The sequence below is a fragment of the Lysobacter sp. SCRH-1R genome (genome assembly GCF_057747855.1).
The window spans coordinates 3,290,819-3,313,867 of the sequence record NZ_CM173227.1 but is presented as its reverse complement, the minus strand read 5'-3'; the positions used below and the strand labels follow the sequence as shown (position 1 = coordinate 3,313,867).

Here is a 23,049-nt window from a genome sequence, read left to right as displayed (position 1 = left end):
TCGTCCTCCTCGCGCGTTTTCCCAAAACACAGGAGCGAAGCGGTGAAAGCAAGGAACTTCACGCGTATCGGAACGACCGTCCTCATCACGGCGCTGGCGCTGGCGGCATGCAAGGGCGATGAGAAACCGCAGGCCGGCGCGCAGGCGCAGGCCGATGCATCGCCATGGCCCGAGGTGAAGTGGCCGCTGCCCGAGGACCCCGCACTCGAGAAACGCGTGAACGACCTGCTCGCCACGATGACCCTCGAAGAGAAGGTCGGCCAGATCGTGCAGGGCGACATCGCCAGCCTCACGCCGGAAGACGTGCGCACGTATCGCCTCGGTTCCGTGCTGGCGGGCGGCAACTCCGATCCCGGCGGGCGCTACAACGCGACGCCGGCGGAATGGCTCGCGCTCGCCGACGCGTTCCATGAGGCGTCGATGGACACGTCCAAAGGCGGCAAGGCGATCCCGGTGATCTTCGGCATCGACGCCGTGCACGGGCAGAGCAACATCGTCGGCGCGACGCTGTTCCCGCACAACATCGGCCTGGGCGCGACGCGCAATCCCGAGCTGCTGCGCCGCATCGGCGAGATCACCGCGCTGGAAACGCGCACCACCGGCATGGAATGGGCGTTCGCGCCGACCGTCGCGGTGCCGCAGGACGACCGCTGGGGACGTTCGTACGAGGGTTATTCCGAATCGCCCGAAGTCGTCGCCAGTTTCGCAGGCGCGATGGTCGAAGGCCTGCAGGGCAAGGTCGGGTCGAAGGAGTTCCTCGACGGCCGGCACGTGATCTCGTCGGTGAAGCATTTCCTCGGCGACGGCGGCACGGCCAACGGCGAGGACCAGGGCGACACCAAACTCGGCGAAGCCGAACTCGTGCGCATCCACGCGGCGGGTTATCCGCCGGCGATCGCCGCCGGCGCGCAGTCGGTGATGGCCTCGTTCAACAGCGTCAACGGCGTGAAGATGCACGGCAACAAGCCGTTGCTCACCGACGCGCTGAAAGGCCGGATGAACTTCGGCGGTTTCGTCGTCGGCGACTGGAACGGCCACGGCCAGGTCGAGGGCTGCACGAACACCGATTGCCCGGCGACGATCAATGCCGGGCTCGACATGGCGATGGCGCCCGACAGCTGGAAGGGCTTCTACGACACCGCGCTCGCGGCGGCGAAGGCCGGCACGCTCCCGCAGGAGCGGCTCGACGACGCGGTGCGCCGCATCCTGCGCGTGAAGTTCCGCCTCGGCCTGTTCGAAGCGGACAAGCCCTCGCAGCGTGAGGTTGGCGGCAGGTTCGAACTGCTCGGCGCGCCGGAACATCGCGCCGTCGCAAGACAAGCCGTGCGCGAATCGCTGGTGCTGTTGAAGAACCAGGGCGGCGTGCTGCCGGTGGATCCGCGCAAGCGCCTCCTCGTCGCCGGCCGCGGCGCCGACGACATGGGCAAGCAGGTCGGCGGCTGGACGCTCAACTGGCAAGGCACGGGGACGAAGCGCGAGGATTATCCGAACGCCGACACGATCTTCGAAGGCATCGCGCAGCAGGCGAAGGCGGCCGGCGGCGAGGCGACGCTGTCGGTGGACGGCACGTTCACCGCGAAGCCGGACGTCGCGATCGTCGTGTTCGGCGAGGATCCGTACGCGGAATTCCAGGGCGACATTCCCAACCTGCTCTACCGGCCCGGCGACGATGCGGACCTGGAACTGATCAAGCGGCTGAAGGCGGCGGGCATTCCGGTGGTGTCGGTGTTCCTCAGCGGCCGTCCGTTGTGGGTGAATCGCGAGATCAACGCGAGCGATGCGTTCGTCGCCGCATGGCTGCCGGGTTCGGAAGGCGGCGGCGTCGCCGACGTGCTGCTGCGAAAGGCCGATGGCGGCGTGCAGAACGACTTCAAGGGCAAGCTGGCTTTCAGCTGGCCGCGCAACGCGATGCAGGTGGCGAACAACGTCGGGCAGAAGGACTACGACCCGCAGTTCGCGTTCGGCTTCGGCCTGACGTACGCCGACGACGGCAACCTCGCGCCGCTGCCGGAGGAATCCGGCGTGAAGGGCGGGCAGACCGCGGCGGGCACGTTCTACGCGCGCGGCACGCTCGCCGACGGCCTGCGCCTGCGCCTGCACAACGCCGCCGGGCAGAACGTGGATGTGACGACGCTGCCGGCGAAGCTTCCCGACGGAAGCCTGTCGGTCAGCGCGGTGGATCACCAGGCGCAGGAGGACGCGCGGCGCTTCGCGTGGTCGGGTGCGCAGCCGGCGACGGCATCGATCCTCACCGACAAGCCGATGACCTTGATGCGCGAAACCAACGGCGAGGTGATGCTCGTGCTGACGATGCGCGTGGAAGAGGCGCCGACGGGCGACGTGATGGTGGGCGTGACCTGCGGCAGCGGCTGCAAGGGCGGAAGCCTGCCCGCACGCGACGCACTCGCGCAGTTGCCAAAGAACCAGTGGACGACGTTCGGCGTGCCGTTGCAGTGCCTCGCCGCCGCGGGCGCGGACATGCGCAAGCTCGATTCGGTGCTGGCGCTGCAAAGCGCGGGCAAGCTGCAGCTGTCGGTGTCGCGCGTGAGGCTGGGCGCTTCGAACGAAGCGGAGCATGTGTTGCCATGCAAGCGGTGAGCGGGTGATGCAGGAGTAGGAAGTGGAGCCGTGGTAGCCCGGGCAAGCGAAGCGCACCCGGGTTCACGGCGCCTCTCCCGGGTGCGCTTCGCTTATCCGGGCTACAAGAGCGGCACCCGCTGTGTGTCTTGGTGTTGCCGCGCCTCACCAACGCGTGACCGGCTGAACGATCGCGTGCACGAAGCGCACATGCGCGCGATTCATCCGCGTGCGGCCGGGTCCGCACGTGTTTCCCCCTGCTTGCACATTCTTCCGGCGTTTGCGCGCATCGCGTCCTTCACCGTGGTTGGACCACGGATGTGCCACCGCGACTCGCTTTCGACATCGCTCAAACTGAATGCGCAGCGGACGCGACCGCGTGTGCGGAAAACCCGCTGCGCATGCGATGGCACGGCGCTTGCGACATCTCCCTTGTCAGGCAATACCGCCTGCACATCGGAGAAGCAGTAATGGGCAACAGCAACCAGCGTGATCAGAACCAGGGCGGCCAGAAGCAGGGTCAGGGCCAGGGCCAGGGTCAGGGCCAGGGCGGCATGCAGGGCCAGGGCCAGGATCGCGGCGGCCAGGGCGGTGGCATGCAGGGTCAGGGCCAGGATCGTGGCGGCCAGGGCGGCATGCAGGGCCAGGGTCAGGGCGGACGCCAGGAACGTGGCGGCAGCCAGCGCGATGAGGAAGGCGGCCGCGGCGGCAATCGCCGTGACGAGGAAAGGGGCGGCGGCCAGCGTCGCTGATCCACGCACTTTCGCGATACGCGAAACGAATGGCGCCCGGAGCGGATTCCGGGCGCTTCGCGTGATGCCGCCAACGACAAGGAGCCCGGATGAAGTCGTTCGATGTCGACGATCTCTACCTGCATTCCACCCTGCAGACGCTGCAAGGTTCGCCCCGGCATTCGCTCGCGGTCTTCGTGCAGTCGCAACCTTCGCGCAAGCGCGACGGCTATCGTGCCGCCGCGTGGTGCGTGGACCTGCGCGGCGACGGCGCGCCACGGCAACTCACAGCCAGCGAATCCAACGCGCGCTCGGCGCGCCTTTCGCCGGACGGAAAAACGCTCGCGTTCCTGACGCGCCGCCTCGGCAAGATCGGCACGCAGATCTATCTGTTACCGATGTCCGGCGGCGAAGCGGCCCGTCTCACTTCGATGAAACATCCGCTGGAAAGCATCGACGGCTGGTCCGCCGACGGCGCATGGCTGCTCGCCAGCGCGTCGGTGCCGTGGGCGGAGGACGAATTCGACGACACGAACCTCGCGGAGGGCGATCGTCCATTCGTGGTCCGGCACCTTCCGTACAAGATGGATGGCAGCGGTCCGACGGTGGGCCGGCGCACGCATCTGTTCCGCATCGAGGTCGCCACTGGCGAGGCGACGCCGATCACGCGTGGCGACTTCGACGTGAGGGAAGCGCGCTGGTCGCCGGACGGGAAGCGGCTGGCGTTCGTGCGCACGCGCGAGGAAAGGCAGCGTCACACCATGGACCTGTGGATCGCCGATGCCGACGGCCGCAACGCGTCGCGGGCCACGCGCACGCTCGCCTCCGTCACCGGCGTGGAATGGTCGCCGGACGCCACGCGCATCGTGTTCGGCGGCAATCGGACGACGGGCGATTCGCTCGATCATCCCTGGCTGCTGCACATCGACGACGGCAGGCTCACCGAACTGGGCGACGCCGACCTGCACCTGGAAGGCGACCAGTTCGTCTGGCACGAGGACGGCGCGCGCATCGCGACGGTCGCGGCAGTGCGCGGCATGCAGGAGCTGTGCGTGATCGACAGCGAACGCAACCGCGTGCGTCATTTCCCGCGTCGCCTGCGACACGTGCTGCAGGTGGCGCAGGGGGATGGACGACTGCTGTTCGCTGTCGCGACGATGCGCAGGCCGGAGGAGATCCACAGCTGCGACTGGGACGGCGGATCGGAACGGCGCCACACCGACGTCAACCGCCGCTGGAACCGCCAGCGCGCGCAGCCGCGCGTCACGGTGCGACGCTTCGACGTGCCCGATGGCGACGGCGGCACCGAGCGCGTGGACGCGTGGCTGCTCCGTCCGCAGGGAAAGGGTCCGTTCCCGGTGCTGGTGGACATGCACGGTGGGCCGCAGAGCGCGGTGCTGGTGGATTACCCGAGCCACGTCTACTGGTACGAGCTCCTCGCGCGCGGCTGGATGATCCTCGCGCCGAACACGGTCGGTTCGGCGGGCTATGGTTCTTCGTTCGCCAAACGCTTGATCGGCCGCTGGGGCGAACTCGACCTGCCGCAATACCGGGCGATCCTCGATCGGCTTCGTCATGACGGCCTGATCGACGATCGCGTCGCCTGCACCGGCAAGTCGTACGGCGGCTTCCTGAGTGCGTGGGCGATCGGGCGTTCGGAGGCGTTCCGCGCGGCGGTGGTGTGCGCGCCGATCACCGACGTGGAAGCGCACGCCGGCACGTCCGACACCGGCTTCTACGTCACGCCGTACGCGATGGGCGGCGAGATCGACGAAGCGCGCGATCGCTACCACCGTCTGTCGCCGATCGAGTACTGCACCGACGTGGACTCGGCCGTGCTGATCCTGCAGGGACAGGACGACGAACGCTGCCCGCTCGGCCAGGCCGAGGCGCTGTTCGCGAGCCTGGTGCGCTTCTCGCGCCGATCGCTGGGCATGGTCGTGTATCCCCGCGCCAGCCACGCGCTGGCGAGCAGCGGTCGTCCAAGCCATCGCGCCGACTATCACCGGCGACTGGTGGACTGGATCGTGCGCCACGCCGGCGAAGCGCGCGGCGCATCGAAGCGGGTTTCGGCGGGCGAAACGGAGCGCGCGGACGCCGCGACGTCGTAGCGCTTCGCGACGACGCGACGAGGAGGCGACATGCGCATCCATCATCTCAACTGCATCTCGACCTGTCCGCTCGGCGGACGGCTGATGGACGGGCGCACGCGCGGCATCCTCGAACGCGGCCGGCTCGCCTGCCATTGCGTGCTGGTGGAATCGCGCAACGAGCTCGTGCTGGTCGATACCGGCCTCGGGCTGCGCGATGTCGCCGATCCACGCGGCCGGCTCAGCGCGTTCTTCCTCGCGCTGCTCAGCCCGGACTTCCGCGAATCGATGACGGCGGTGCGGCAGATCGAGGCGATGGGTTTCGACCCGCGCGACGTGGGGCACATCGTGCTGACGCACCTGGATTTCGACCACGCGGGCGGGCTCGACGATTTCCCGCGCGCGCGCGTGCACCTGGTGGCGACCGAGCGCGGTTACGCGATGCAGCAGAAGACCTGGCTCGATCGCCAGCGCTTCCGTCCGCAGCAATGGTCCACGCGCGATCGCTGGACGGTGTACTCGCCGCAGGCGGGCGACGACTGGCTCGGCTTCGAATGCGTGCGCGACCTGCCGGGCGTGCCGCCGGAGATCCTGCTGGTGCCGCTGTCCGGCCACACGCACGGGCACACGGGCGTGGCGATCGACGCGGACGATGGCTGGAAACTGCTCGCAGGGGACGCGTATTTCTGCCATCACGAGATGGAGGCCGATCCCTCGTGCACGCCGGGATTGCGCTTCTACCAGTGGATGATGGAGAAGGACCGCCGGTCGCGGCTCGCGAACCAGGCGCGGCTGCGTGCGCTGCACGCGCGCGATGGCGCGCACGTGCGGATCTTCTGCTCGCACGATCCGGTGGAGTTCGAATTCGCCGCGGGCCGCCGCATCGACGAGCCGGCGTTGTCCGTGCAGCCGCTGCGCGGCGTACAGCTCGCGTACTGACGCGTCAGTACACCGATTCGCCGGCGGCGCGGCGCTCGTGCGCGCGGAAGGCGTCGAGGATGTGCTCGCGCAGTTCCTCGTCGTTCCACGGCTTGGTGAGGAAGCGGTAGATCGCGCCGCGGTTGATCGCCTCGGTGATCGTCGCAAGGTCGGTGTAGCCCGACAGCACCATCCGGATCGTGTCGGGGTAGAGATCGCGCACGCGCGTGAGGAACTCGGTGCCGCTCATGTCGGCCATGCGCTGGTCGGAGAGGATCACCTGCGCGGTGTTGCTAGCGAGCAGGTCGAACGCCTCGCGGACGCTCGATGCGGTGAGGATCTGGTAGCCGTCGCGGCGGAACAGACGCACCAGCGAGCGCAGCACGTTTTCCTCGTCGTCCAGCAGCAGCAGCGTGCGCTCCGGGCGCGTGGCGGCGAACGCGCCGGGCAGCAGGAAGCGCTTGCGCACCACTTCGCCGAGCTGGTCCGCCGGCGCCGACGGACTGAACAGGTAGCCCTGGAAGAAATCGCAATGGTTGCGGCGCAGGAAGCCGAGTTCGGCCTCGCTTTCCACGCCCTTGGCGATCACCTTCATGCCCAGCTGGTGGCCCATCGCGATGATGCCGCGCACGATCGCCGCGCTGCGCGGATCGCTGGCGACGTTGCGGATGAAGCTGCGGTCGATCTTGATGCGGTCCAGCGGGTACTGGCCGAGTGCGGCGAAGGACAGCCCGCCGAGGCCGAAGTCCTGCACCGTCAGCGTCGCGCCCATCGCGCGCAGGCCGGTGAGCGTGTCGTGCACGCGATGGCTGTCGGTGACCAGCACGCTTTCGGGAATCTCGAATTCCAGCGCGTTGCCGGGCAGGCCGTAACGATGCAGCAGCGCGCCGATGCGGTCCAGGCAATCGCGCTGCACCAGCAGCGGGCCGGACAGGTGCACCGACATCGACAGGTAATCCAGCCCTTCGGCGCGCCATTGCGCGAGCTGCGCGATCGCCGATTCCACGACCCACGCGCCCAGGCGCGCGGCGAGACCGACGCGGTTGATCGGTTCGAGGAACTGGCTCGGACGCAGCAGTCCGCGATCGGTCTGCCAGCGCAGCAGCGCGGCGAACCCGGTGACGCCGCCATCGTGCGCGGCGACCTGCGGCTGGTAGTACAGGCGGAACTCGCCGCGATCGAGCGCCTCCACGAAGCGCTGCGCGAAGCCGTCGTTCGGCGCGCCGCGATCTTCCGCCGCCGAATACAGGCCGACGTTGTTCAGACCTTCCTGCTTCACCCGGCGCAGCGCTTCCTCGGCCTTCGACAGCAGCGTCGCGGCGTTGGGCGCATGGTCGGGGAACACGGCGATGCCGATGGAGAGCGTCACCGGCAGCGTGTAGGGCGGAATCGACAGCGGCGTTTCGAACGCATCGCGCAATCTTTCCGCGAGGCCGGCGCCATCGAGTTCGCCTTCGCGATATCCCACGCCGATGACGAACTCGTCGCTGGCCAGGCGCCAGATCCAGCCGTCGCGCGGCACCGCGCGGCGCAGCCGCTGGGCGATGGCGGCCAGTGCCTGGTCGCCGGTCGCCGAGCCCATGTTGGTGTTGATCGAGCGGAACATGTCCACGTCGATGTGCAGCAGCGCGATGCGCCGCCGCGTCGCGCCCGCGACCGCGATGGCCGTCGCCAGGCTGGGGCCGTTGGCCCCGAGGCGGTGCAGTCCCGTGATCGGATCGACCGCGGTATCAACTTTGTCGTCGTACCGCTGCGCCATTGCCTTCCTGGTTACTTCGTCGCTGCCTGGGGAGTCGCGGGCTTGCTGCCGAAGTCGCCCTCCGCGGACGCCGCCAGGTAGGCGAATACCGCATAGGCCGCGACATTCTGCGCCAGCGCCTGCGGGTCGATTTTATCGAACGTGTCGTCGGGGGTGTGATGAAGATCGAAGTAGTCGGTGCCGTCCTGCGCCAGTCGCGCCCAGGCCATGCCCTTCTCGGCCGACGGGCCGATGTCCGGGCCCGGACCGCCCTGGCCCGGCACGTACTCGATGCCCAGCGGCGCCAGCGCCTGCGCGATCTGCGCGTCGGCGGCCTTCGCGTGCGCCGGCGCGGAGCTGGAATAGGCGTAGATGCGGCCCGCGCCGAAGTCGCTCTCGGCGCCGATCTGGTGCTTGAGGACGTCCTTCATGTGCTCGGCCGCGTACGCCTTGCCGCCGTGCAGGCCCTGTTCCTCGTTGGCGAACGCGACCACGCGGATCGTGCGCGCCGGATGCTGCTTGAGATCGCCGATCAGCTTGGCCGCGGCCATGGTCAGGCCGACGCCGGCGCCGTCGTCGATTGCGCCGGTGCCGAGGTCCCACGAATCCAGGTGGCCGCCGATGACGACGACCTCGTCCGGCTTTTTCGAACCACGGATCTCGCCGATCACATTCTGCGAGGTGTACGTGCCGTCCCAGCCGCAATCCAGCGCCAGCTTCACCGTGACCGGCTTGCCGCGCGCGAGCAGGCGGCCGAGCTGGTCGGCGTCGGGCACGGCGAGCGCGGCGGAGGGAATCGGCGTCAGGCCTTCGTCGAAACGGGTGATGCCGGTGTGCGGATTGCGGTGCGAATCGGTGCCGGCCGAACGCATCAGATAGCCGATTGCGCCAGCGCGGATCGCCGCCGACGGGCCGCGGCTGCGCACGCGCGAGCCCGGGCCGTAGCCGGCGCCATCACGGGCGCGTTCCATCCTGTAATCGATGAAGGCGATCTTGCCGGCAAGCGAGCCGGCCGGTGCGGCTTCCAGCGCGGCCAGGTCGGCGAAGCGCACGACTTCGGCCTGGACCACGCCCGCCGGACTGCCGCCCAGCGCGGTGAGGTGCAGCGGCTGCGCGTTATCGCCGACGACATGCGCCGACTCGCTGCGGCGTTCCCATTTCGGGAAGGTGACCGGCTCGGTCCAGACCTTGTCGAAGCCCAGCTCCTTGAACTTGGCCACGGCCCATGCGACGGCGCGCGCATCGGCTTCGCTGCCGGCCAGACGCGGTCCGACTTCGGTGGTCAGCGATTCGGTGATGCGGTAGCCCAGGTCGCTCTTCAGCGCGGTCTCGCGCAGTTGCGCGGCGGTGGCGATGGCGTTGTCGGGAATGCGCGTTTCGCGTTCGGCGGCGATACCGCTTGCGGTGGCGGCGAACAGACAGGTGGCGATGGCCACCGACAGCATTGCGCGCATCGAACAACTCCCCTGGAAGACGGTGTCGAAAAGAAACGACGAGAACGCGAGCGTAGCAACTCGCGGCCGGAAGGCAGGGTGTCGTCAGTCACGCGCTGGAGTTTGCGGGATCGGTCGCTTCGCGCGAAGCGCGGCTACGCGGGGCCGCGCACGTAATTCGACACGCCGATGCACAGCACCACCAGGATCAGAACACCGGGCCCGACGTATTCCAGATCGATATCGCCGCGCGCGAACCAGCGCCGGAAACGATGGCTGGGCAGCAAGGGGGCGACCACGATGACGCCCACCGCCGTACACGCCAGCCCGAACAGCAGATGCGAGCCGGCCCACGACCACAGTGGGGGTCGAGCACGGCGCGCGATCGCGCTTACTTCTTCAATTCGTCGCGGATTTCCCGCAGTAGCAGGATGTCTTCCGGCGTCGCCGCAGCGGCGGCCGGCGCGCGCACGCGGTTGTACGCCTTCAGGAACAGGAAGATCACCAGTGCGATCAGCAGGAAATCGATGATCGTCTGCAGGAACATGCCGTAGCGGATCGCCAGTTCGGCCGCCACTTCCTTGCCCGCCGAATCCAGCTGCGAGGGCTTGATGACGTATTTCCAGTCGCTGACGCTCACGCCCTTGGTGAACGCACCGATCGTCGGCATCACGATGCCGTCCACCAGTGCCGTGACGATCTTGCCGAACGCCGCACCGATCACGACACCGACGGCGAGGTCGACGACGTTGCCGCGCGAAACAAATTCCTTGAACTCGGTGATCAGGCCCATGGCGTCGTGGTCTCCAGCGTTGACATTGGGGGCGGTCCCCGGCGTTGCGACTATACCGTCGGGGCGGCGACGATCGTCCCGGAATGCTCGGCGATGCCCTCGAGCACCGCGTGGAAGCGGTCGCCCGGCTGCAGCGGGCCGACGCCGGCGGGCGTGCCCATGAAGACCAGGTCGCCGGCGCGCAGCGCGTAGAGCTTCGACAGCTCGTGCAGGATGTCCGGCACCGTCCAGATCAGGTCCGCGAGCGAGCCGTGCTGCTTCGTCTGGCCGTTGATGGTCAGGGTGAGCACGCGTTCGCCGAGTTCGCCGGCGACGCTCGCCGGCACGATCGCGCTGATCGGCGCGGCATGGTCGAACGCCTTGCCGGTGTCCCACGGCAGGCCCTTGGCCTTTGCGGCGCCCTGCAGGTCGCGGCGGGTGAGGTCGAGGCCGACGGCGTAACCGTAGACGAGGCTCATCGCATCGGCGGGATCGAGCACGCCGACCGGCGCGTCCTTGCCGAGCGCGACGACGAGTTCGACTTCGTGGTGCAGGTCGTTCGTGCCGGGCGGGTAGGGCACGTCGGATTGCAGCGCGATCGCATCGGCCGGCTTGAGGAAAAACACCGGCGTGCCGCGATCGGCGCGCGAAGCCGGAACCGCCGCGCCCATTTCGCGCGCGTGGTCGGCGAAGTTGCGGCCGACGCAGTAGATGCGGTGTACGGGAAAGGTCTGGTCCGTGCCACGGACCGGGACGCGCGGCTGCGGCGGGGCCGCGATCACGTCGCTCATGCGGGCTTACAGGGTGGTGTGCGGGCGGGAACGGTCGATCGCCGGCTGGCCGACGACGCGGAATTCGCCTTCGACGATGCGCGCATCCTGCGAGCGCGCGATGCGCTTGCCGCGCTGCTTCCACAGCTTGTAGAGCATGCCGGCAGCGATCATCGCCGCGCCCAGCGCCACCGAGAACGCCACCAGTACCGCGAGCACGCCCAGGCCGACCACGCCGAGCGCGAAACGCAGCAGGCGATGACGCGGCTTGCGCGGCTCGAAGGCCGAACGCACGCGCGAATGGAAGTGGGAAGTACCGAAGCGGAAGGTCTGGGCGAACATCGGATTGCGTCGTGACACAATGCGGCAACAAGCGCCGGGGAGGCGAGTATCGGGCCAGCCATGAGCGAGGGTGTGAGAACTTCGTTAAGCATTTCGCATGAAGGGGACGCGGCGGCGGACCCGCTCCTGGCGCTGGAACGCTTGCAGGACGGGGCTTTCGCCGAGGTCGAAGCGGTCCTCGACGGGGATGCGGAAAGCCTGATTCTGTATCGTGACGGCGATCACGTCCGAGCCTGGCTCAACATCTGCCCCCACGCCGGCCGGCGCCTCGACTGGGCGCCGGGCCAGTTCCTCAAGAGCAGGGACGGGCACCTCGTGTGCGCCGCGCACGGCGCGAGTTTCGAACTCGCCGGCGGCGAATGCGTGGCGGGTCCGTGCCGCGGGGAGTCGCTGCGGGCGGTGGATGTCAGCGTTCGCGATGGGGCGGTGTGGCTGGGCGACGCGCGCTGATGCGCGTGCCTGAGGCACATCGCCACCGTTGCATGGAGGCGTCGTGTCGCATCCCTTGATGGTGCCGATGGGGGCGCATGTCGCGTGGGCCGCATTCCTTTATGTGCTGCTGACCGTTGCGCGTGCGCCTGCCGTGTGGGGCGTCGGCCGTCGCGCCGATGGAAGCAATCCGTGGTCGAAGGTCGAGCCGCGCATCAGCGCCAACCTGTCGAACCAGTTCGAATGGCCGCTGTTCTTCCACGTCGCCTGCGTGTTGCTGATCGTGGGCAACGACGGCGGCGGCCTCGCGCGGTCGTTGGCGTGGACCTTCGTCGCCGGGCGCGTGCTGCACAGCCTGGTGCAGATCCCTACCGGGAACGTGCGCCTGCGTGGCGTGGTGTTCACCGTCAACTTCCTCGCGGTGCTTGGAATGTGGGCGGTGGTGGTGGCGAACGCGTTCGCCACACAAGCGACGCCTTTGCAGGCCGGGTAAGCGAAGCGCACCCGGGATCGCGCGCTTCGGTCATCGGTCATCTCGAAGCGTCGGGAACGAGTGTGATGGCGCGTTCGGCCACGATCACCTTCACCTGCGCGCCTGCGGCGAAGCCGGCTTCGGCGAGCCGGTATCCGCGCAGGCGGATGTGGGGGGCGGCGGGTTGCGCGGGGCGTGCATACCGTCGATTCGCGTAGCGACTCCGGCTGATCATGAGGCGGCGGGGTTCGAAGACTGACAACGGGAAGTCATTGGGAACTCCTGGCTCGAGGAGACCGCGGCTTCCGGATGCGATCGGTCCGCCGACAGATGAAGGTGTGTTCAGCACCTCTCGCGATGGGTAACGCGTGGGTGCCGCATTGGGCAATGCACGTTGCCGCGTCGGTTCCCGGGTGCGCTTCGCTTACCCGGGCTACAAGAGCGGGCATTGCGAGGTGGGGCGGTGGGGCCTTGATTCCGGCTTTCGCCGGGATGACGGATCAGCAAGGCGATGCGTGATCTGCTGTTTCGAATCACGAATCACGAATCACGAATCACGAATCACGAAGAATCAATACAACAGATTCACCATCGCCACCGCCACCGCCGTATAGATCAGCGACAGCGGGCCGCCGATCTTCCACAGCTCCTTGCCGGTGTAGCCTGCCGGGCCGGTGATCATCGAGATGACCGGGTTCGACGCGGTCATGAAGTTGTTCGATGCCGACAGCGCGACGATCAGCGCGAACGCGGTCGGGTTGCCGCCGGCGGCGAGGGCGAGGTTGATCGCCAGCGGCACCGTCACGATGGTCGCGCCGACGTGGCTGATCACCAGCGAGAACAGGGTGGTGAACAGACCGACGAGGATTTCCAGCAGCCAGACCGGTGTGCCGGTGGGTAACCGCTCGATCGTGTGTCCCGCGACCCACGCCGCCGCGCCGCTGGAATCCATCGCCCAGCCCAGCGGGATCAGGCAGGCCATCAGGAAGACGGTGCGCCAGTTGATCGCCGCGTACGCCTCGTCGATGTGGATCACGCCCGCGATGAGCATGCCGGCCACGCCGGTCATCAGCGCGATCGACACCGGCAGGCGCGAGGACAGTGCCAGCAGCATCGCGACGGCGAAGATCGCCATGGCGATCTTGAACTTGTGCGGACGCTGCTCGCCCTTGGGGTAGTCGGTGACGACGACCAGGTCCTTGCTCGCGGCGGCTTCGCCCAGGTCGGTCCAGATGCTGTGGAACACCAGCATGTCGCCCGCGCGCAGGTTCACGTCGCGCACGTTCTCGCGCAGCACGTTCTTGTCGCGGTTGATCGCCAGCAGGCTCAGGCCCATCTGCTTGCGCAGTTGCAGGTCGCGGCCGTTCTTGCCGATGAACTTCGACGTGGCCGGCACCACCGCTTCGGAAATGCCCGCGCGGCTGGGATTGAACAGATCGCCGAAGTTGCGCAGGCGCGAGGACAGGCGCAGGAAATGGTTCTGCGCGAAGTCCGCGACCTGTTGCCTGGGGCCCATCGCGCCGAGCACGCTGCCGACCCAGATGCGCGTGTCCGCCGGCGGTGCCAGCCGCGCCTCGCCGTCGCTCTTGAGCGCCAGCAGCAGCGGCGCGTTGTGCAGCGCCTCGGCTTCGCCCAGCGACATGCCCACCAGCGGACTGTCGGCGGTGACGGTGAGTTCGTACACGTCGCCTTCGATGCCGTAGGCCTTGGCGAAATAGCTCTGCGTGCGCGCGGGCGTCGCGCCGGTGCCGTCGTCGTCGTGGCGCAGGCGCTTGTCGCCGAAGAAATGGAAGTACGCCAGCGACGCGGCGAGCAGCGCGATGCCGATCGGCAGCGGCGCGAACATCTTCAGCGGTTCCAGCGTCGCCGCGCCCGAGGGCAGGTTGCTGTTGGCGGCGATCAGCAGGTCGTTGAGCAGGATCAGCGGCGAGTTGCCGACCATCGTCAGGCCGCCGCCCATCACGATGGCCGCGGCGAGCGGCAGCAGCAGGCGCGGCAGCGCGATGCCGGTGCGCGAGGACAGGCGCGCGGCGACCGGCATGTAGAGCGCCAGCACCGACGGGTTCTGCATCACCGAGGAATTGACGCCCGCCACCGCGGTGGTGAGCAGCAGCAGCCGCTGCTCCATGCCTTTCGCGCGGCGCAGCAGCCAGCCGGCGAGGCGGTTCAGCGCGCCGGTGCGGTCCAGGCCGGCGCCGAGGATCATCGTCGCCACGATGCTGATGACCGCGTTACCGGAGAAACCGTTGAACAGTTCGTCGGGTTCGACCAGCCCCGACAGGCCCAGCAGCACCAGCACGACCAGTGCGACGACGTCGGCGCGGATGCGTTCGAACAGGAACATCACCATCGTGAAGCCCACCAGCCCGAGCACGAGCTTCATGTCGGTGGTGAGCGTCAGCGCGGTGTCCATCAGATCCGTGATTTGTGATTCGTGATTGGTGATTCGGAAGAACCGTCACTCGACCAATCCGGTGCATCGTGGCAGGCGCTGGCGCCTGTTTTGCGAATCACGAATCCGGAATCACGAATCACGGCGCTTTGTCGTACAACAGGTCCCACACGCCGTGGCCGAGCTTCTGGCCGCGGGTTTCGAAATGGGTCTGCGGTCGCCATTGCGGCCGTTCCACGCTGCCGCGCGGACCGGCGCGATTGACCAGGCCGGGCGTGGCATCGAGCACGTCCCACATCTGCTCGGCATAGTCCTGCCAATCGGTGGCGAGGTGCAAGCGGCCGGTCGGCGCCAGTTTGGCCACGATCAGGTTCGCGAACTCCGGCTGGACCAGGCGCCGCTTGTTGTGGCGCTTCTTGTGCCAGGGATCGGGGAAGTAGATGCGGATCTCGTCGAGCGTGCCGTCGGCGATCTCGTTGCGCAGCACTTCCACGGCGTCGTGATGGTACAGGCGGACGTGTTCCGCCTCGTCCTGCGCCAGCGCGTTGAGCAGCCGGCCGACGCCGGGCGCGTGCACTTCGATGCCGATCAGGTCGCGGGTCTTGTCGTGCTGCGCGGCGTAACGCAGCGCCTCGCCGTTGCCGAAGCCGATCTCCAGCACGCGCGGCGCGCTGCGGCCGAACACGGCGTCGAAGTCGCGCGGCTGCCCGGTGTAGTCCAGCCCGTAGCGCGGCCACAGCGTGTCGAACGCGCGCTGCTGCGCTTCGGTGAAACGGCCCTGGCGCAGCACGAAGCTGCGGACCTGGCGGCGGCCTTCCTCCAGGGTGAAAGGCTTGGGGGGAAGCTTTCGATTGAAAGGCGAGTCGGACAAGCGGGTTCTTCTTGTTGGGCTTTGGTGCGATGTGCGCTAACGCGGCCATCCGTGGCCGAACGTGGCGGGCTGCGGAGAGCCCGGCCCGTCCATCCATGGACGGGCGTTCGACAGGCCGCGCGGCGGTGCCGCGCAAGCGGCCTGCCTCACCCGATGAGTCCGTCGACCGGGCTCGACGCCGACGCGAAACGCTTGCGCGGAATGCGGCCGGCCTTGAACGCGGCGCGACCGGCTTCGACGGCGAGCTTCATCGCGTGCGCCATCAGCACCGGATCCTTCGCGCCGGCAATGGCGGTGTTCATCAGCACGCCGTCGCAGCCCAGTTCCATCGCGATGGCGGCATCGGACGCGGTGCCCACGCCGGCGTCGACGATGATCGGCACCTTGGCGTTCTCGACGATTTCCAGCAGGTTGTACTTGTTCTGCACGCCCAAGCCCGAGCCGATCGGCGCGGCCAGCGGCATCACCGCGACGCAGCCGATCTCTTCCAGGCGCTTGGCCAGGATCGGATCGTCCGAGGTGTAGACCATCACGTCGAAGCCGTCCTTCACCAGCAGCTCGGCGGCAGCCAGCGTCTGCACGACGTCGGGGTAGAGGGTTTTCTGGTCGCCGAGGACTTCCAGCTTCACCAGCGAGTGGCCGTCGAGCAGCTCGCGCGCGAGGCGGCAGGTGCGCACGGCATCGTCGGCGGTGTAGCAGCCGGCGGTGTTGGGCAGGATCGTGTAGCGATCGGGCGGAAGGACGTCGAGCAGGTTCGGCTCGCCGGGATTCTGGCCGATGTTGGTGCGGCGGATCGCGACGGTGACGATCTGCGCGCCGGCGGCTTCGGTGGCCAGGCGGGTCTGTTCGAGGTCGGTGAACTTGCCGGTGCCGGTGAGCAGGCGCGACGCGTAGGCCTTGCCGGCGATCACGAGCGGATCGGCCGGGAACGTGGGGGAGTGCGGAGCGGTCATCGCGCTAGTTTAGCAGCGCGTCGCGGCGGCTCTTTCGCGTTCAGCGGCCTTTTGGTTGAGCCCGGCGATGTTCTGCGCGCCGTGTTGCACGGACTCCGTTCGGCCATGGCTGCCATCCCGGGCGGGACGTTGCGGGCTCCGGATCGCCCGGCCCGCCGATCCATGGACGGGCGTTCGGCACGCCACGCGGCAGTGCCGCGCAAGCGGCCTTACCTCACCCACCGCCCAGCGCGTGCACGATCTCGACGCGATCCCCTTCGCCCAGCGCATGCTCGCCATGCCGCCCGCGCGGGACGATCTCGCCATTGACCTCCACCGCGACGCGGCGCTCGCCCAGGCCTTCGGCCTGCACGAGCTGCAGCACGGTGGTCTGCGCCGCGATCGCGCGCGGCTCGCCGTTCAAAAGGATCTGCATTCGCGTATTGTCGCCCCTCGCCGCGGCGGCCGGCCAGTCGGCACGGTTTTTGACGCAGTGCGGCGTGAGTGCGCTGGCGCCGCATGGTTCGATTCGGCCATCCGCGGGCGTATGTATTCCCGGATCCAGCCCGAACCGGCTCCAGCCAAGAACATCCAACAAGGAATCGAAAGATGATGAAACCCGTCCGCTCCGTGCTCGCCGCCGCCCTCGCGCTGGCGACCGCGCCGGCCTTCGCGCAGGACTATTCGCAGACCGTGTTCTTCGGCGACAGCCTGACCGACGCGGGCTACTTCCGGCCGGCGATCATCGCCCAGGCCGGCCCCGCGGGCGCGATCCTGGGCCGCTTCACCACCAACCCGGGCCTGGTGTGGGCCGAGCACGTGGCGACCGAGCTGGGCACGAACGCCAACGCGTTCAACGCCGGCGGCACCAACTACGCCATCGGCGGCGCGATGGTCACCACCGACCGCGCCGGCCTGACGCCGCAGCTGCCGACGCTCTCGCTGCGTTCGCAGATCGCCACCTATCTGACCGCGAACGGCGGTGCCGCCGATCCGGACGCGCTCTACACGGTGTGGGGCGGTGCGAACGACCTGTTCGCCGCGGCGGCTGCGCCCGCGCAGGCGCAGGCGATCGTCGGCGCCGCGGCGGCCGGGCAGGTCGGCAACGTCATGGCGCTGCAGAACGCCGGCGCGCAGTACATCCTGGTGCCGAACGTGCCCGACCTGGGCATCACGCCGCAGTTCCGCTCGCAGGGCGCCGCCGCTTCGGCCGCCGGCACCGCGCTGGCGACCGGCTACAACAACGCGCTGTACGCGGGCCTGGCCTCGGTCGGCGCGCGTTTCATCCCGGTCGACACCTTCCACCTGCTGCAGGAAATCGTCGCCAACCCGACGCCGTACGGCATCACCAACACCACCGGCACGGCCTGCAATCCGCAGATCACGGCGCAGTCGATCACCTGCAACCCGGTGACTCCGGGCAGCATGGTCTCGCCGGACGCCCCGAACACCTACGTCTTCGCCGACGGCGTGCATCCGTCGAGCAAGGCGCACGAGATCCTCGCCGACTACACGCTGTCGCTGCTCGACGCGCCGCGCCAGATCGCGGTGCTGCCGCACTCCGAAGCGATGGTCGGCCGCGCCCGCGCCGAGCGCGTCGGCGCGCAGGCGGCGACGCGTCCGGACGTGGACGGCATGCGCTGGTGGGCGGACGTGCGCGCCGATTCGCAGCGTTACGGCGGCGGCGACGACTACGACGGCATCGGCCCGACGCTGAGCTTCGGCCTCGACTGGGCCAGTGGCAACCTGGTGTACGGCGGTTTCGCCGGCTACGGCCAGCAGAAGATGGACTGGGGCCGCAACCGCGGCGAGTTCGACCAGGACGACGCGAGCCTCGGCGGCTACCTCGCCTGGGCGAGCGGTTCGGCATGGGTGAACGGCCAGCTGAGCTACACCTGGGTGTCGTACGACATCGACCGTCGCGTGAACCTCGGTCCGACCTACCGCGTGCATAGCGGCTCGACCGACGGCACCAACCTGACCGCCGCGATCGCCGCGGGCTGGAACTTCGGCGAGGGCTCGCTCAAGCACGGTCCGCTGATGCAACTGGTCTCGCAGACGATCGAGGTCGACGGCTTCGATGAGAACAGCGACGAATCCACCGCGCTGTCGTATGGCGACCAGGAATTCGACTCGCTGATCGGCAGCCTCGGCTGGCAGGTGAACTACACCATCAACGAGCACCTGCAGCCGTACGCGAAGCTGACCTACGACCACGAGTTCGAGGACGCCCCGAACGAGGCCACCGCCGCGCTGCGTTCGCTGCCGGGCGTGGGCGCCTACGCGGTGCGCGGCCTGGAGTACGACCAGGACTACGGCACGCTGGTGATGGGCGCGCGCACGGAGCTGTTCGGCCTGCGCACCGACATCGGCGCCAACGTCACGGTCGGCCAGAAGGGCGGCAACGACGCGACGGTGTTCGTCAGCTTCGGCGGCGGGTTCTGACCGGGTAGGCTGAACCGGCACGCGGCGCCCGCGAAACGATCTCCCGGCGCCGCGTTGCCAAGCCTCCACGCGGGGGCATAGACTTCATCGCGTGCGGGTGTAGTTCAATGGTAGAACTGCAGCTTCCCAAGCTGCTAGCGTGGGTTCGATTCCCATCACCCGCTCCAAACAATTGCGACGGCGGCCTGCTTTACAGTGGCCGCCGTTTTTGTCTTTCAGACGATGTCTGGAGGCGCGATGGCAAGCAGGATCGTGCTCGGCTGGCGTGAATGGATCGCCCTGCCGGAACTCGGCATTGGGCGGTTGCGGGCGAAGGTGGACAGCGGCGCGCGAAGTTCGGCGCTGCACGTGGATTCGCAATGGCGGTTCCACGAGCGCGGTGGTCCGTGGGTCGGCTTCTGCCTGAGCCCCGGCCACGGCGCGCCGATGATCGAAGCCGTGGCGCCGGTGTTCGACGAACGCGAGGTCACCGATTCGGGCGGACACTGCACGCGTCGCGTGTTCGTCCGCACGACGCTGGCGCTGGCGGGCATCGAACGCGAGATTGAAATCAATCTGTCCGATCGGCGCGGGATGCTGTTCCCGATGCTGCTCGGGCGTACCGCGCTGGCGCGCGCGTTCACGGTCGATCCTGGGCGCTCGTTCCTGCACGGACGACATGCCCGGCGCGAGCCGGGTGTCGTCGCCGTATCCCGCCCCGCCGCGCCCGGCGAGGCGGTTCCCTTCCCGACCTCGCCCCCGCACCGCCGCCCTTCATGAAACTGGCGATCCTCTCGCGCAACAGCAAGCTGTACTCCACCCGCCGCCTGGTGGAAGCCGCGCGCGACCAGGGCCACAGCGTGCGCGTGCTCGACCCGTTGCGCTGCTACATGCGCATCGCCAGCGACGGATTCAGCATGCGCTACAAGGGCAAGCCGATCTCCGGCTACCAGGCGGTGATCCCGCGCATCGGCGCCTCGATCACGCGCTACGGCTCGGCGGTGCTGCGCCAGTTCGAACTGATGGGCACCCTCACGCCCAATTCCTCCGACGCCGTGCTGCGCGCGCGGGACAAGCTGCGCTGCCACCAGCTGCTCGCGGCCGAACACATCGGCCTGCCGACGACGGTGTTCGGCGACAACCCGGACGACACGCACGACCTGCTGTCGATGCTCGGCGCGCCGCCGCACGTCATCAAGCTCAACGAGGGCACGCAGGGCGCCGGCGTGATGCTCACCGAGAAGTTGTCCGCCTCGCAGGGCGTGATCGAGGCGCTGCGCGGCCTGTACGCCAATTTCCTGGTGCAGGAGTTCATCGAGGAAGCGCGCGGCGCCGACCTGCGCTGCTTCGTGGTGGGCGGCCGCGTGGTGGCGGCGATGAAGCGGCAGGCGCCAAAGGGCGACTTCCGTTCGAACCTGCATCGCGGCGGCACCGCCAAGGGCGTGCGCGCCAGCGCGGCGGAAGAAGATGTCGCAATCCGCGCCTCGCGCGTGCTGGGGCTCGGCATCGCCGGCGTGGACCTGATCCGTTCGCAGCGCGGTCCGCTGGTGCTCGAAGTCAACGCGTCGCCCGGACTGGAAGGCATCGAGGACGCCAGCGGCGTGGACGTGGCCGGGGAGATCGTCACGTATCTGGCCGAGCGCGTACGGCGGAAGGCGGTGAAACGGGCCGCCGCGCGCTGAGTCCGGCGTTCGCGGCGGATGCGTGCGCGTTCGCCGAAGTTCTGCGATCAAGCCGCGTTCAGCGGCCATTTTCAACGCTGAATAACGCGGATTTAACGCCTGTTTTTAACGACGGTTTAATCGAAATCGGCGTAGCCTGTGCCTACCGCAGCACTGCCGCTCTTCCAAGTCAGTACCTGGTCGATGCAGGTTACGGTAATCGGGGCAATACCTTTTTGGCCCAGGCACGGTGGCCCCGTGTCTGGGCCTTTGTTTGGGCGGTGCCGTCGGCTCCGGTCCGGCGCGCGGCGATCGCGAACGTGCGTTGCGACGTCAGCGCACGGTGATCGGCGCACTTCGGCGGCTCTGGCAATATCGTTAAGCTCCCCGGCAACGTCGCGCGCGCATTCAGACGATGCGGAACCGCAGCGGCTCGCGCCGGTCGAAGGCCCATTACCCAGGAAAGGTCACATGCGCATTCTCGTCATCGAAGACAACCAGGACATCGCGGCCAACCTCGGCGATTTCCTCGAGGACCGCGGTCATACCGTCGACTTCGCCGCCGACGGCGTCACCGGCCTGCACCTGGCGGTGGTCCACGACTTCGACGCGATCGTCCTCGACCTCAACCTGCCGGGCCTCGACGGCCTGGAGGTCTGCCGCAAGCTGCGCAACGAAGCGCGCAAGCAGACGCCGGTGCTGATGCTCACCGCGCGCGACTCGCTGGAGAACAAGCTGGCCGGCTTCGATTCCGGCGCCGACGACTACCTCATCAAGCCCTTCGCGCTGCAGGAAGTGGAAGTGCGGCTCAACGCGCTCTCGCGTCGCGGTCGCGGCGTGCAGACGCGCGTGCTCAACGTCGCCGACCTGGAATACAACCTCGACACGCTCGAAGTGCGCCGCCAGGGCAAGCTGCTGCAGCTCAATCCGACCGCGTTGAAGATCCTGCAGGCGCTGATGGAAGCCTCGCCGGCCGTGGTCACGCGCCAGGAACTGGAAACGCGCGTCTGGGGCGAGGAACTGCCCGATTCCGATAGCCTGCGCGTGCACATCCACGGCCTGCGCGCGGTGGTCGACAAGCCCTTCGACGTGCCGCTGATCCAGACCCGCCATGGCATCGGTTACCGCATCGCCGCGCCCGACAACGGCTGACCGGGTGGCCGAGGAAACCGCACCGCCGCGAAGGCGCACCCGTTTCCGGCGGCAGCTTCGCAGCCGCATCATCCTCGCGTTCGTGCTGCTGGGCTTCGGCCTGACGGCGCTGTTCGCGTGGGCGACCAACTGGACGCGCAACCGCGTGGAGAACCAGCTGGTCGAGGACGTGATGAACCGGAACATCGAAATGGCCGCGCGCCAGTTCGAGCTGGATCCGGAGAACCCGCAGTTCGCCGTCGACCAGATCCGCGCCTACGTCTATCCGATCGACAAGATCGATTCGGTCCGGGTGAACTGGCCCGAATGGTACGAGCTGGGCGACGGCATCTACGGCATGACCGGCGTCGCCAACGGCGAGCCATTCGCGTACAAGCTCGCCGTGCGCAAGACGCCCAAGGCATGGTTCTTCCTCGCCTACGACATGTCGCAGGCCTCGCGTGGCGAAGCGCAGTTCCAGCGGGCGATCTGGGCGTCGGTGTTCGTGTTCACGCTGCTCTCGCTGCTGGTGGGCTGGTGGTCGGCCTCGCGCGTGATGAGCCCGGTGACCGAACTCGCCAAGCGTCTCAAGCAGTCGGGCCGTAGCGCGGAGCCGGAAAACCTCGCCTCGCATTTCCCCAGCGACGAAGTCGGCCAGCTGGCCGAAGCGCTGGACGATTACGCCGAGCGGCTCACCGAAGTGGTGCAGCGCGACCGCGAGTTCAACGCCGACGTGAGCCATGAACTGCGCACGCCGCTGGCGGTGATCAAGGGCGCGGTCGAACTGCTGCTTTCGCGTCCCGACGTGGACGAGAAGACGCGCAACCGCCTGCTGCGCATCCAGCGCGCCGAGCAGCAGTGCACGGACCTGATCAGTGCGCTGCTGCTGCTCTCGCGCAACGAGCGCGGGCACGGCGCGACCGACGTGGCGAGGGTCGCCGAACAACTGCTCGATGCGCATCGGGCGCAGCTCGGCGGCAAGCCGCTGGACCTGCGCGTGGAAGGCGAACCGAGCCTGATCGTCGATGCGCCGGAAGCGGCGGTGTCGGTGGCGCTGGGCAACCTCATCGGCAACGCGGTGAAGTACACGACCGAAGGCGAGGTCGTGGTGCGCATCGGCAGGCGTTCGGTGGACGTGGTCGATTCGGGGCCGGGACTCAGCGAGGAAGATGCGGCGAAGCTGTTCCAGCGTGGGTATCGCGGCACGCATGCGGGGCATTCGCAGGGCGGTGGCATCGGCCTGTCGATCGTGCGTCGGCTGTGCACGCTCTACGCATGGGACGTGCAGGTGCGGCCGGGCGGACCGCGCGGGGTCATCGCGACGCTGACGTTCGATTCGCCGGTGATTTCGATTCCGGTGGGGTGA

The 23,049-nt window shown here is 68.3% G+C and carries 21 protein-coding genes and 1 tRNA gene; 11 read left to right on the top strand and 11 right to left on the bottom strand.

Going from position 1 to position 23,049, the window contains the following annotated elements; genetic code table 11:
* The first annotated feature begins 42 nt into the window (after positions 1–42).
* Positions 43–2,598 (top strand): glycoside hydrolase family 3 protein, encoded by a 2,556-nt coding sequence (locus AC3ANK_RS15195; protein WP_484171517.1) that lies wholly within the window; start codon positions 43–45, stop codon positions 2,596–2,598.
* A 200-nt stretch (positions 2,599–2,798) separates the two neighbouring features.
* Here the strand turns inward: AC3ANK_RS15195 and AC3ANK_RS15190 are convergent, their stop codons facing one another.
* A complete protein-coding gene (locus AC3ANK_RS15190; RefSeq protein WP_206861557.1) occupies positions 2,799–3,338 on the bottom strand; it encodes a hypothetical protein in 540 nt (179 codons plus the stop codon).
* A gap of 80 nt (positions 3,339–3,418) precedes the next feature.
* Here AC3ANK_RS15190 and AC3ANK_RS15185 point away from each other — a divergent pair, with 80 nt between their 5' ends.
* A complete protein-coding gene (locus AC3ANK_RS15185) occupies positions 3,419–5,419 on the top strand; it encodes an alpha/beta hydrolase family protein (protein WP_206861556.1) in 2,001 nt (666 codons plus the stop codon).
* Between the two features lie 30 nt (positions 5,420–5,449).
* Positions 5,450–6,337, top strand: coding sequence for an MBL fold metallo-hydrolase (locus AC3ANK_RS15180; protein ID WP_206861555.1), 888 nt, complete (start codon positions 5,450–5,452; stop codon positions 6,335–6,337).
* A 4-nt stretch (positions 6,338–6,341) separates the two neighbouring features.
* Here the strand turns inward: AC3ANK_RS15180 and AC3ANK_RS15175 are convergent, their stop codons facing one another.
* The 6 genes from AC3ANK_RS15175 to AC3ANK_RS15150 form a co-directional block, all read right to left on the bottom strand.
* Positions 6,342–8,075 (bottom strand): EAL domain-containing protein, encoded by a 1,734-nt coding sequence (locus AC3ANK_RS15175; RefSeq protein ID WP_206861554.1) that lies wholly within the window; start codon positions 8,073–8,075, stop codon positions 6,342–6,344.
* Positions 8,076–8,086: 11 nt separating this feature from the next.
* The gene (locus AC3ANK_RS15170; protein WP_206861665.1) at positions 8,087–9,499 is read right to left on the bottom strand and encodes a M28 family peptidase; all 1,413 of its coding nucleotides are present in this window, start codon (positions 9,497–9,499) and stop codon (positions 8,087–8,089) included.
* Between the two features lie 143 nt (positions 9,500–9,642).
* Positions 9,643–9,798: a hypothetical protein gene (locus AC3ANK_RS15165; RefSeq protein WP_206861553.1), complete on the bottom strand. Its 156-nt coding sequence runs from the start codon at positions 9,796–9,798 to the stop codon at positions 9,643–9,645.
* 80 nt (positions 9,799–9,878) lie between these two features.
* Positions 9,879–10,280 carry a large-conductance mechanosensitive channel protein MscL gene (mscL, locus tag AC3ANK_RS15160; protein WP_206861552.1) on the bottom strand — a complete coding sequence of 134 codons (402 nt, stop codon included), beginning with the start codon at positions 10,278–10,280 and terminating at the stop codon, positions 9,879–9,881.
* 50 nt (positions 10,281–10,330) lie between these two features.
* Entirely contained in the window at positions 10,331–11,050 is a 720-nt protein-coding gene (locus AC3ANK_RS15155; protein ID WP_206861551.1) for a fumarylacetoacetate hydrolase family protein, read from the bottom strand.
* Between the two features lie 6 nt (positions 11,051–11,056).
* On the bottom strand, positions 11,057–11,371 hold the full coding sequence (locus AC3ANK_RS15150) for a hypothetical protein (protein WP_206861550.1): 315 nt from the start codon (positions 11,369–11,371) through the stop codon (positions 11,057–11,059).
* A 60-nt stretch (positions 11,372–11,431) separates the two neighbouring features.
* Between AC3ANK_RS15150 and AC3ANK_RS15145 the strand changes: the two genes are divergently transcribed.
* Positions 11,432–11,821 (top strand): Rieske (2Fe-2S) protein, encoded by a 390-nt coding sequence (locus tag AC3ANK_RS15145; RefSeq protein ID WP_206861549.1) that lies wholly within the window; start codon positions 11,432–11,434, stop codon positions 11,819–11,821.
* 43 nt (positions 11,822–11,864) lie between these two features.
* Entirely contained in the window at positions 11,865–12,293 is a 429-nt protein-coding gene (locus AC3ANK_RS15140; RefSeq protein ID WP_206861548.1) for an MAPEG family protein, read from the top strand.
* Positions 12,294–12,843: 550 nt separating this feature from the next.
* On the opposite strand, the gene AC3ANK_RS15135 is transcribed toward AC3ANK_RS15140, so the two are convergent.
* From AC3ANK_RS15135 to thiS, 4 genes are all read right to left on the bottom strand, one after another.
* Positions 12,844–14,685, bottom strand: a complete 1,842-nt coding sequence (locus AC3ANK_RS15135) for an SLC13 family permease (RefSeq protein ID WP_206861547.1) — start codon at positions 14,683–14,685, stop codon at positions 12,844–12,846.
* Between the two features lie 118 nt (positions 14,686–14,803).
* Positions 14,804–15,535, bottom strand: coding sequence for a tRNA (guanosine(46)-N7)-methyltransferase TrmB (gene trmB / locus AC3ANK_RS15130; protein ID WP_206861546.1), 732 nt, complete (start codon positions 15,533–15,535; stop codon positions 14,804–14,806).
* 146 nt (positions 15,536–15,681) lie between these two features.
* Positions 15,682–16,488 carry a thiazole synthase gene (locus AC3ANK_RS15125; protein ID WP_206861545.1) on the bottom strand — a complete coding sequence of 269 codons (807 nt, stop codon included), beginning with the start codon at positions 16,486–16,488 and terminating at the stop codon, positions 15,682–15,684.
* Between the two features lie 214 nt (positions 16,489–16,702).
* Positions 16,703–16,903 (bottom strand): sulfur carrier protein ThiS, encoded by a 201-nt coding sequence (thiS, locus tag AC3ANK_RS15120; protein WP_206861544.1) that lies wholly within the window; start codon positions 16,901–16,903, stop codon positions 16,703–16,705.
* A gap of 173 nt (positions 16,904–17,076) precedes the next feature.
* On the opposite strand from thiS, the gene AC3ANK_RS15115 reads away from it, so the two are divergent.
* From AC3ANK_RS15115 to AC3ANK_RS15090, 6 genes are all read left to right on the top strand, one after another.
* Positions 17,077–18,912 carry an autotransporter domain-containing protein gene (locus AC3ANK_RS15115; protein WP_206861543.1) on the top strand — a complete coding sequence of 612 codons (1,836 nt, stop codon included), beginning with the start codon at positions 17,077–17,079 and terminating at the stop codon, positions 18,910–18,912.
* 93 nt (positions 18,913–19,005) lie between these two features.
* Positions 19,006–19,079 (top strand) — tRNA-Gly (locus tag AC3ANK_RS15110).
* Positions 19,080–19,149: 70 nt separating this feature from the next.
* Positions 19,150–19,671, top strand: a complete 522-nt coding sequence (locus tag AC3ANK_RS15105) for an ATP-dependent zinc protease family protein (RefSeq protein ID WP_206861542.1) — start codon at positions 19,150–19,152, stop codon at positions 19,669–19,671.
* A complete protein-coding gene (rimK, locus tag AC3ANK_RS15100) occupies positions 19,668–20,573 on the top strand; it encodes a 30S ribosomal protein S6--L-glutamate ligase (RefSeq protein WP_206861541.1) in 906 nt (301 codons plus the stop codon). Before AC3ANK_RS15105 ends, rimK begins: the two co-directional genes overlap by 4 nt.
* 450 nt (positions 20,574–21,023) lie before the next feature.
* On the top strand, positions 21,024–21,704 hold the full coding sequence (locus AC3ANK_RS15095) for a response regulator transcription factor (RefSeq protein WP_115843471.1): 681 nt from the start codon (positions 21,024–21,026) through the stop codon (positions 21,702–21,704).
* Positions 21,664–23,049, top strand: coding sequence for a sensor histidine kinase (locus AC3ANK_RS15090; protein ID WP_206861540.1), 1,386 nt, complete (start codon positions 21,664–21,666; stop codon positions 23,047–23,049). Before AC3ANK_RS15095 ends, AC3ANK_RS15090 begins: the two co-directional genes overlap by 41 nt.

Bases quoted from the DNA above. Each gene is read 5' to 3' on its own strand.
- AC3ANK_RS15185 (WP_206861556.1), top strand. From the start codon at position 3,419: ATGAAGTCGTTCGATGTCGACGATCTCTACCTGCATTCCACCCTGCAG.
- AC3ANK_RS15180 (WP_206861555.1), top strand. From the start codon at position 5,450: ATGCGCATCCATCATCTCAACTGCATCTCGACCTGTCCGCTCGGCGGA.
- AC3ANK_RS15175 (WP_206861554.1), bottom strand. From the start codon at position 8,075: ATGGCGCAGCGGTACGACGACAAAGTTGATACCGCGGTCGATCCGATC.
- AC3ANK_RS15170 (WP_206861665.1), bottom strand. From the start codon at position 9,499: ATGCTGTCGGTGGCCATCGCCACCTGTCTGTTCGCCGCCACCGCAAGC.
- mscL (WP_206861552.1), bottom strand. From the start codon at position 10,280: ATGGGCCTGATCACCGAGTTCAAGGAATTTGTTTCGCGCGGCAACGTC.
- AC3ANK_RS15155 (WP_206861551.1), bottom strand. From the start codon at position 11,050: ATGAGCGACGTGATCGCGGCCCCGCCGCAGCCGCGCGTCCCGGTCCGT.
- AC3ANK_RS15150 (WP_206861550.1), bottom strand. From the start codon at position 11,371: ATGTTCGCCCAGACCTTCCGCTTCGGTACTTCCCACTTCCATTCGCGC.
- AC3ANK_RS15145 (WP_206861549.1), top strand. From the start codon at position 11,432: ATGAGCGAGGGTGTGAGAACTTCGTTAAGCATTTCGCATGAAGGGGAC.
- AC3ANK_RS15135 (WP_206861547.1), bottom strand. From the start codon at position 14,685: ATGGACACCGCGCTGACGCTCACCACCGACATGAAGCTCGTGCTCGGG.
- AC3ANK_RS15125 (WP_206861545.1), bottom strand. From the start codon at position 16,488: ATGACCGCTCCGCACTCCCCCACGTTCCCGGCCGATCCGCTCGTGATC.
- thiS (WP_206861544.1), bottom strand. From the start codon at position 16,903: ATGCAGATCCTTTTGAACGGCGAGCCGCGCGCGATCGCGGCGCAGACC.
- AC3ANK_RS15115 (WP_206861543.1), top strand. From the start codon at position 17,077: ATGATGAAACCCGTCCGCTCCGTGCTCGCCGCCGCCCTCGCGCTGGCG.
- AC3ANK_RS15105 (WP_206861542.1), top strand. From the start codon at position 19,150: ATGGCAAGCAGGATCGTGCTCGGCTGGCGTGAATGGATCGCCCTGCCG.
- rimK (WP_206861541.1), top strand. From the start codon at position 19,668: ATGAAACTGGCGATCCTCTCGCGCAACAGCAAGCTGTACTCCACCCGC.
- AC3ANK_RS15095 (WP_115843471.1), top strand. From the start codon at position 21,024: ATGCGCATTCTCGTCATCGAAGACAACCAGGACATCGCGGCCAACCTC.
- AC3ANK_RS15090 (WP_206861540.1), top strand. From the start codon at position 21,664: ATGGCATCGGTTACCGCATCGCCGCGCCCGACAACGGCTGACCGGGTG.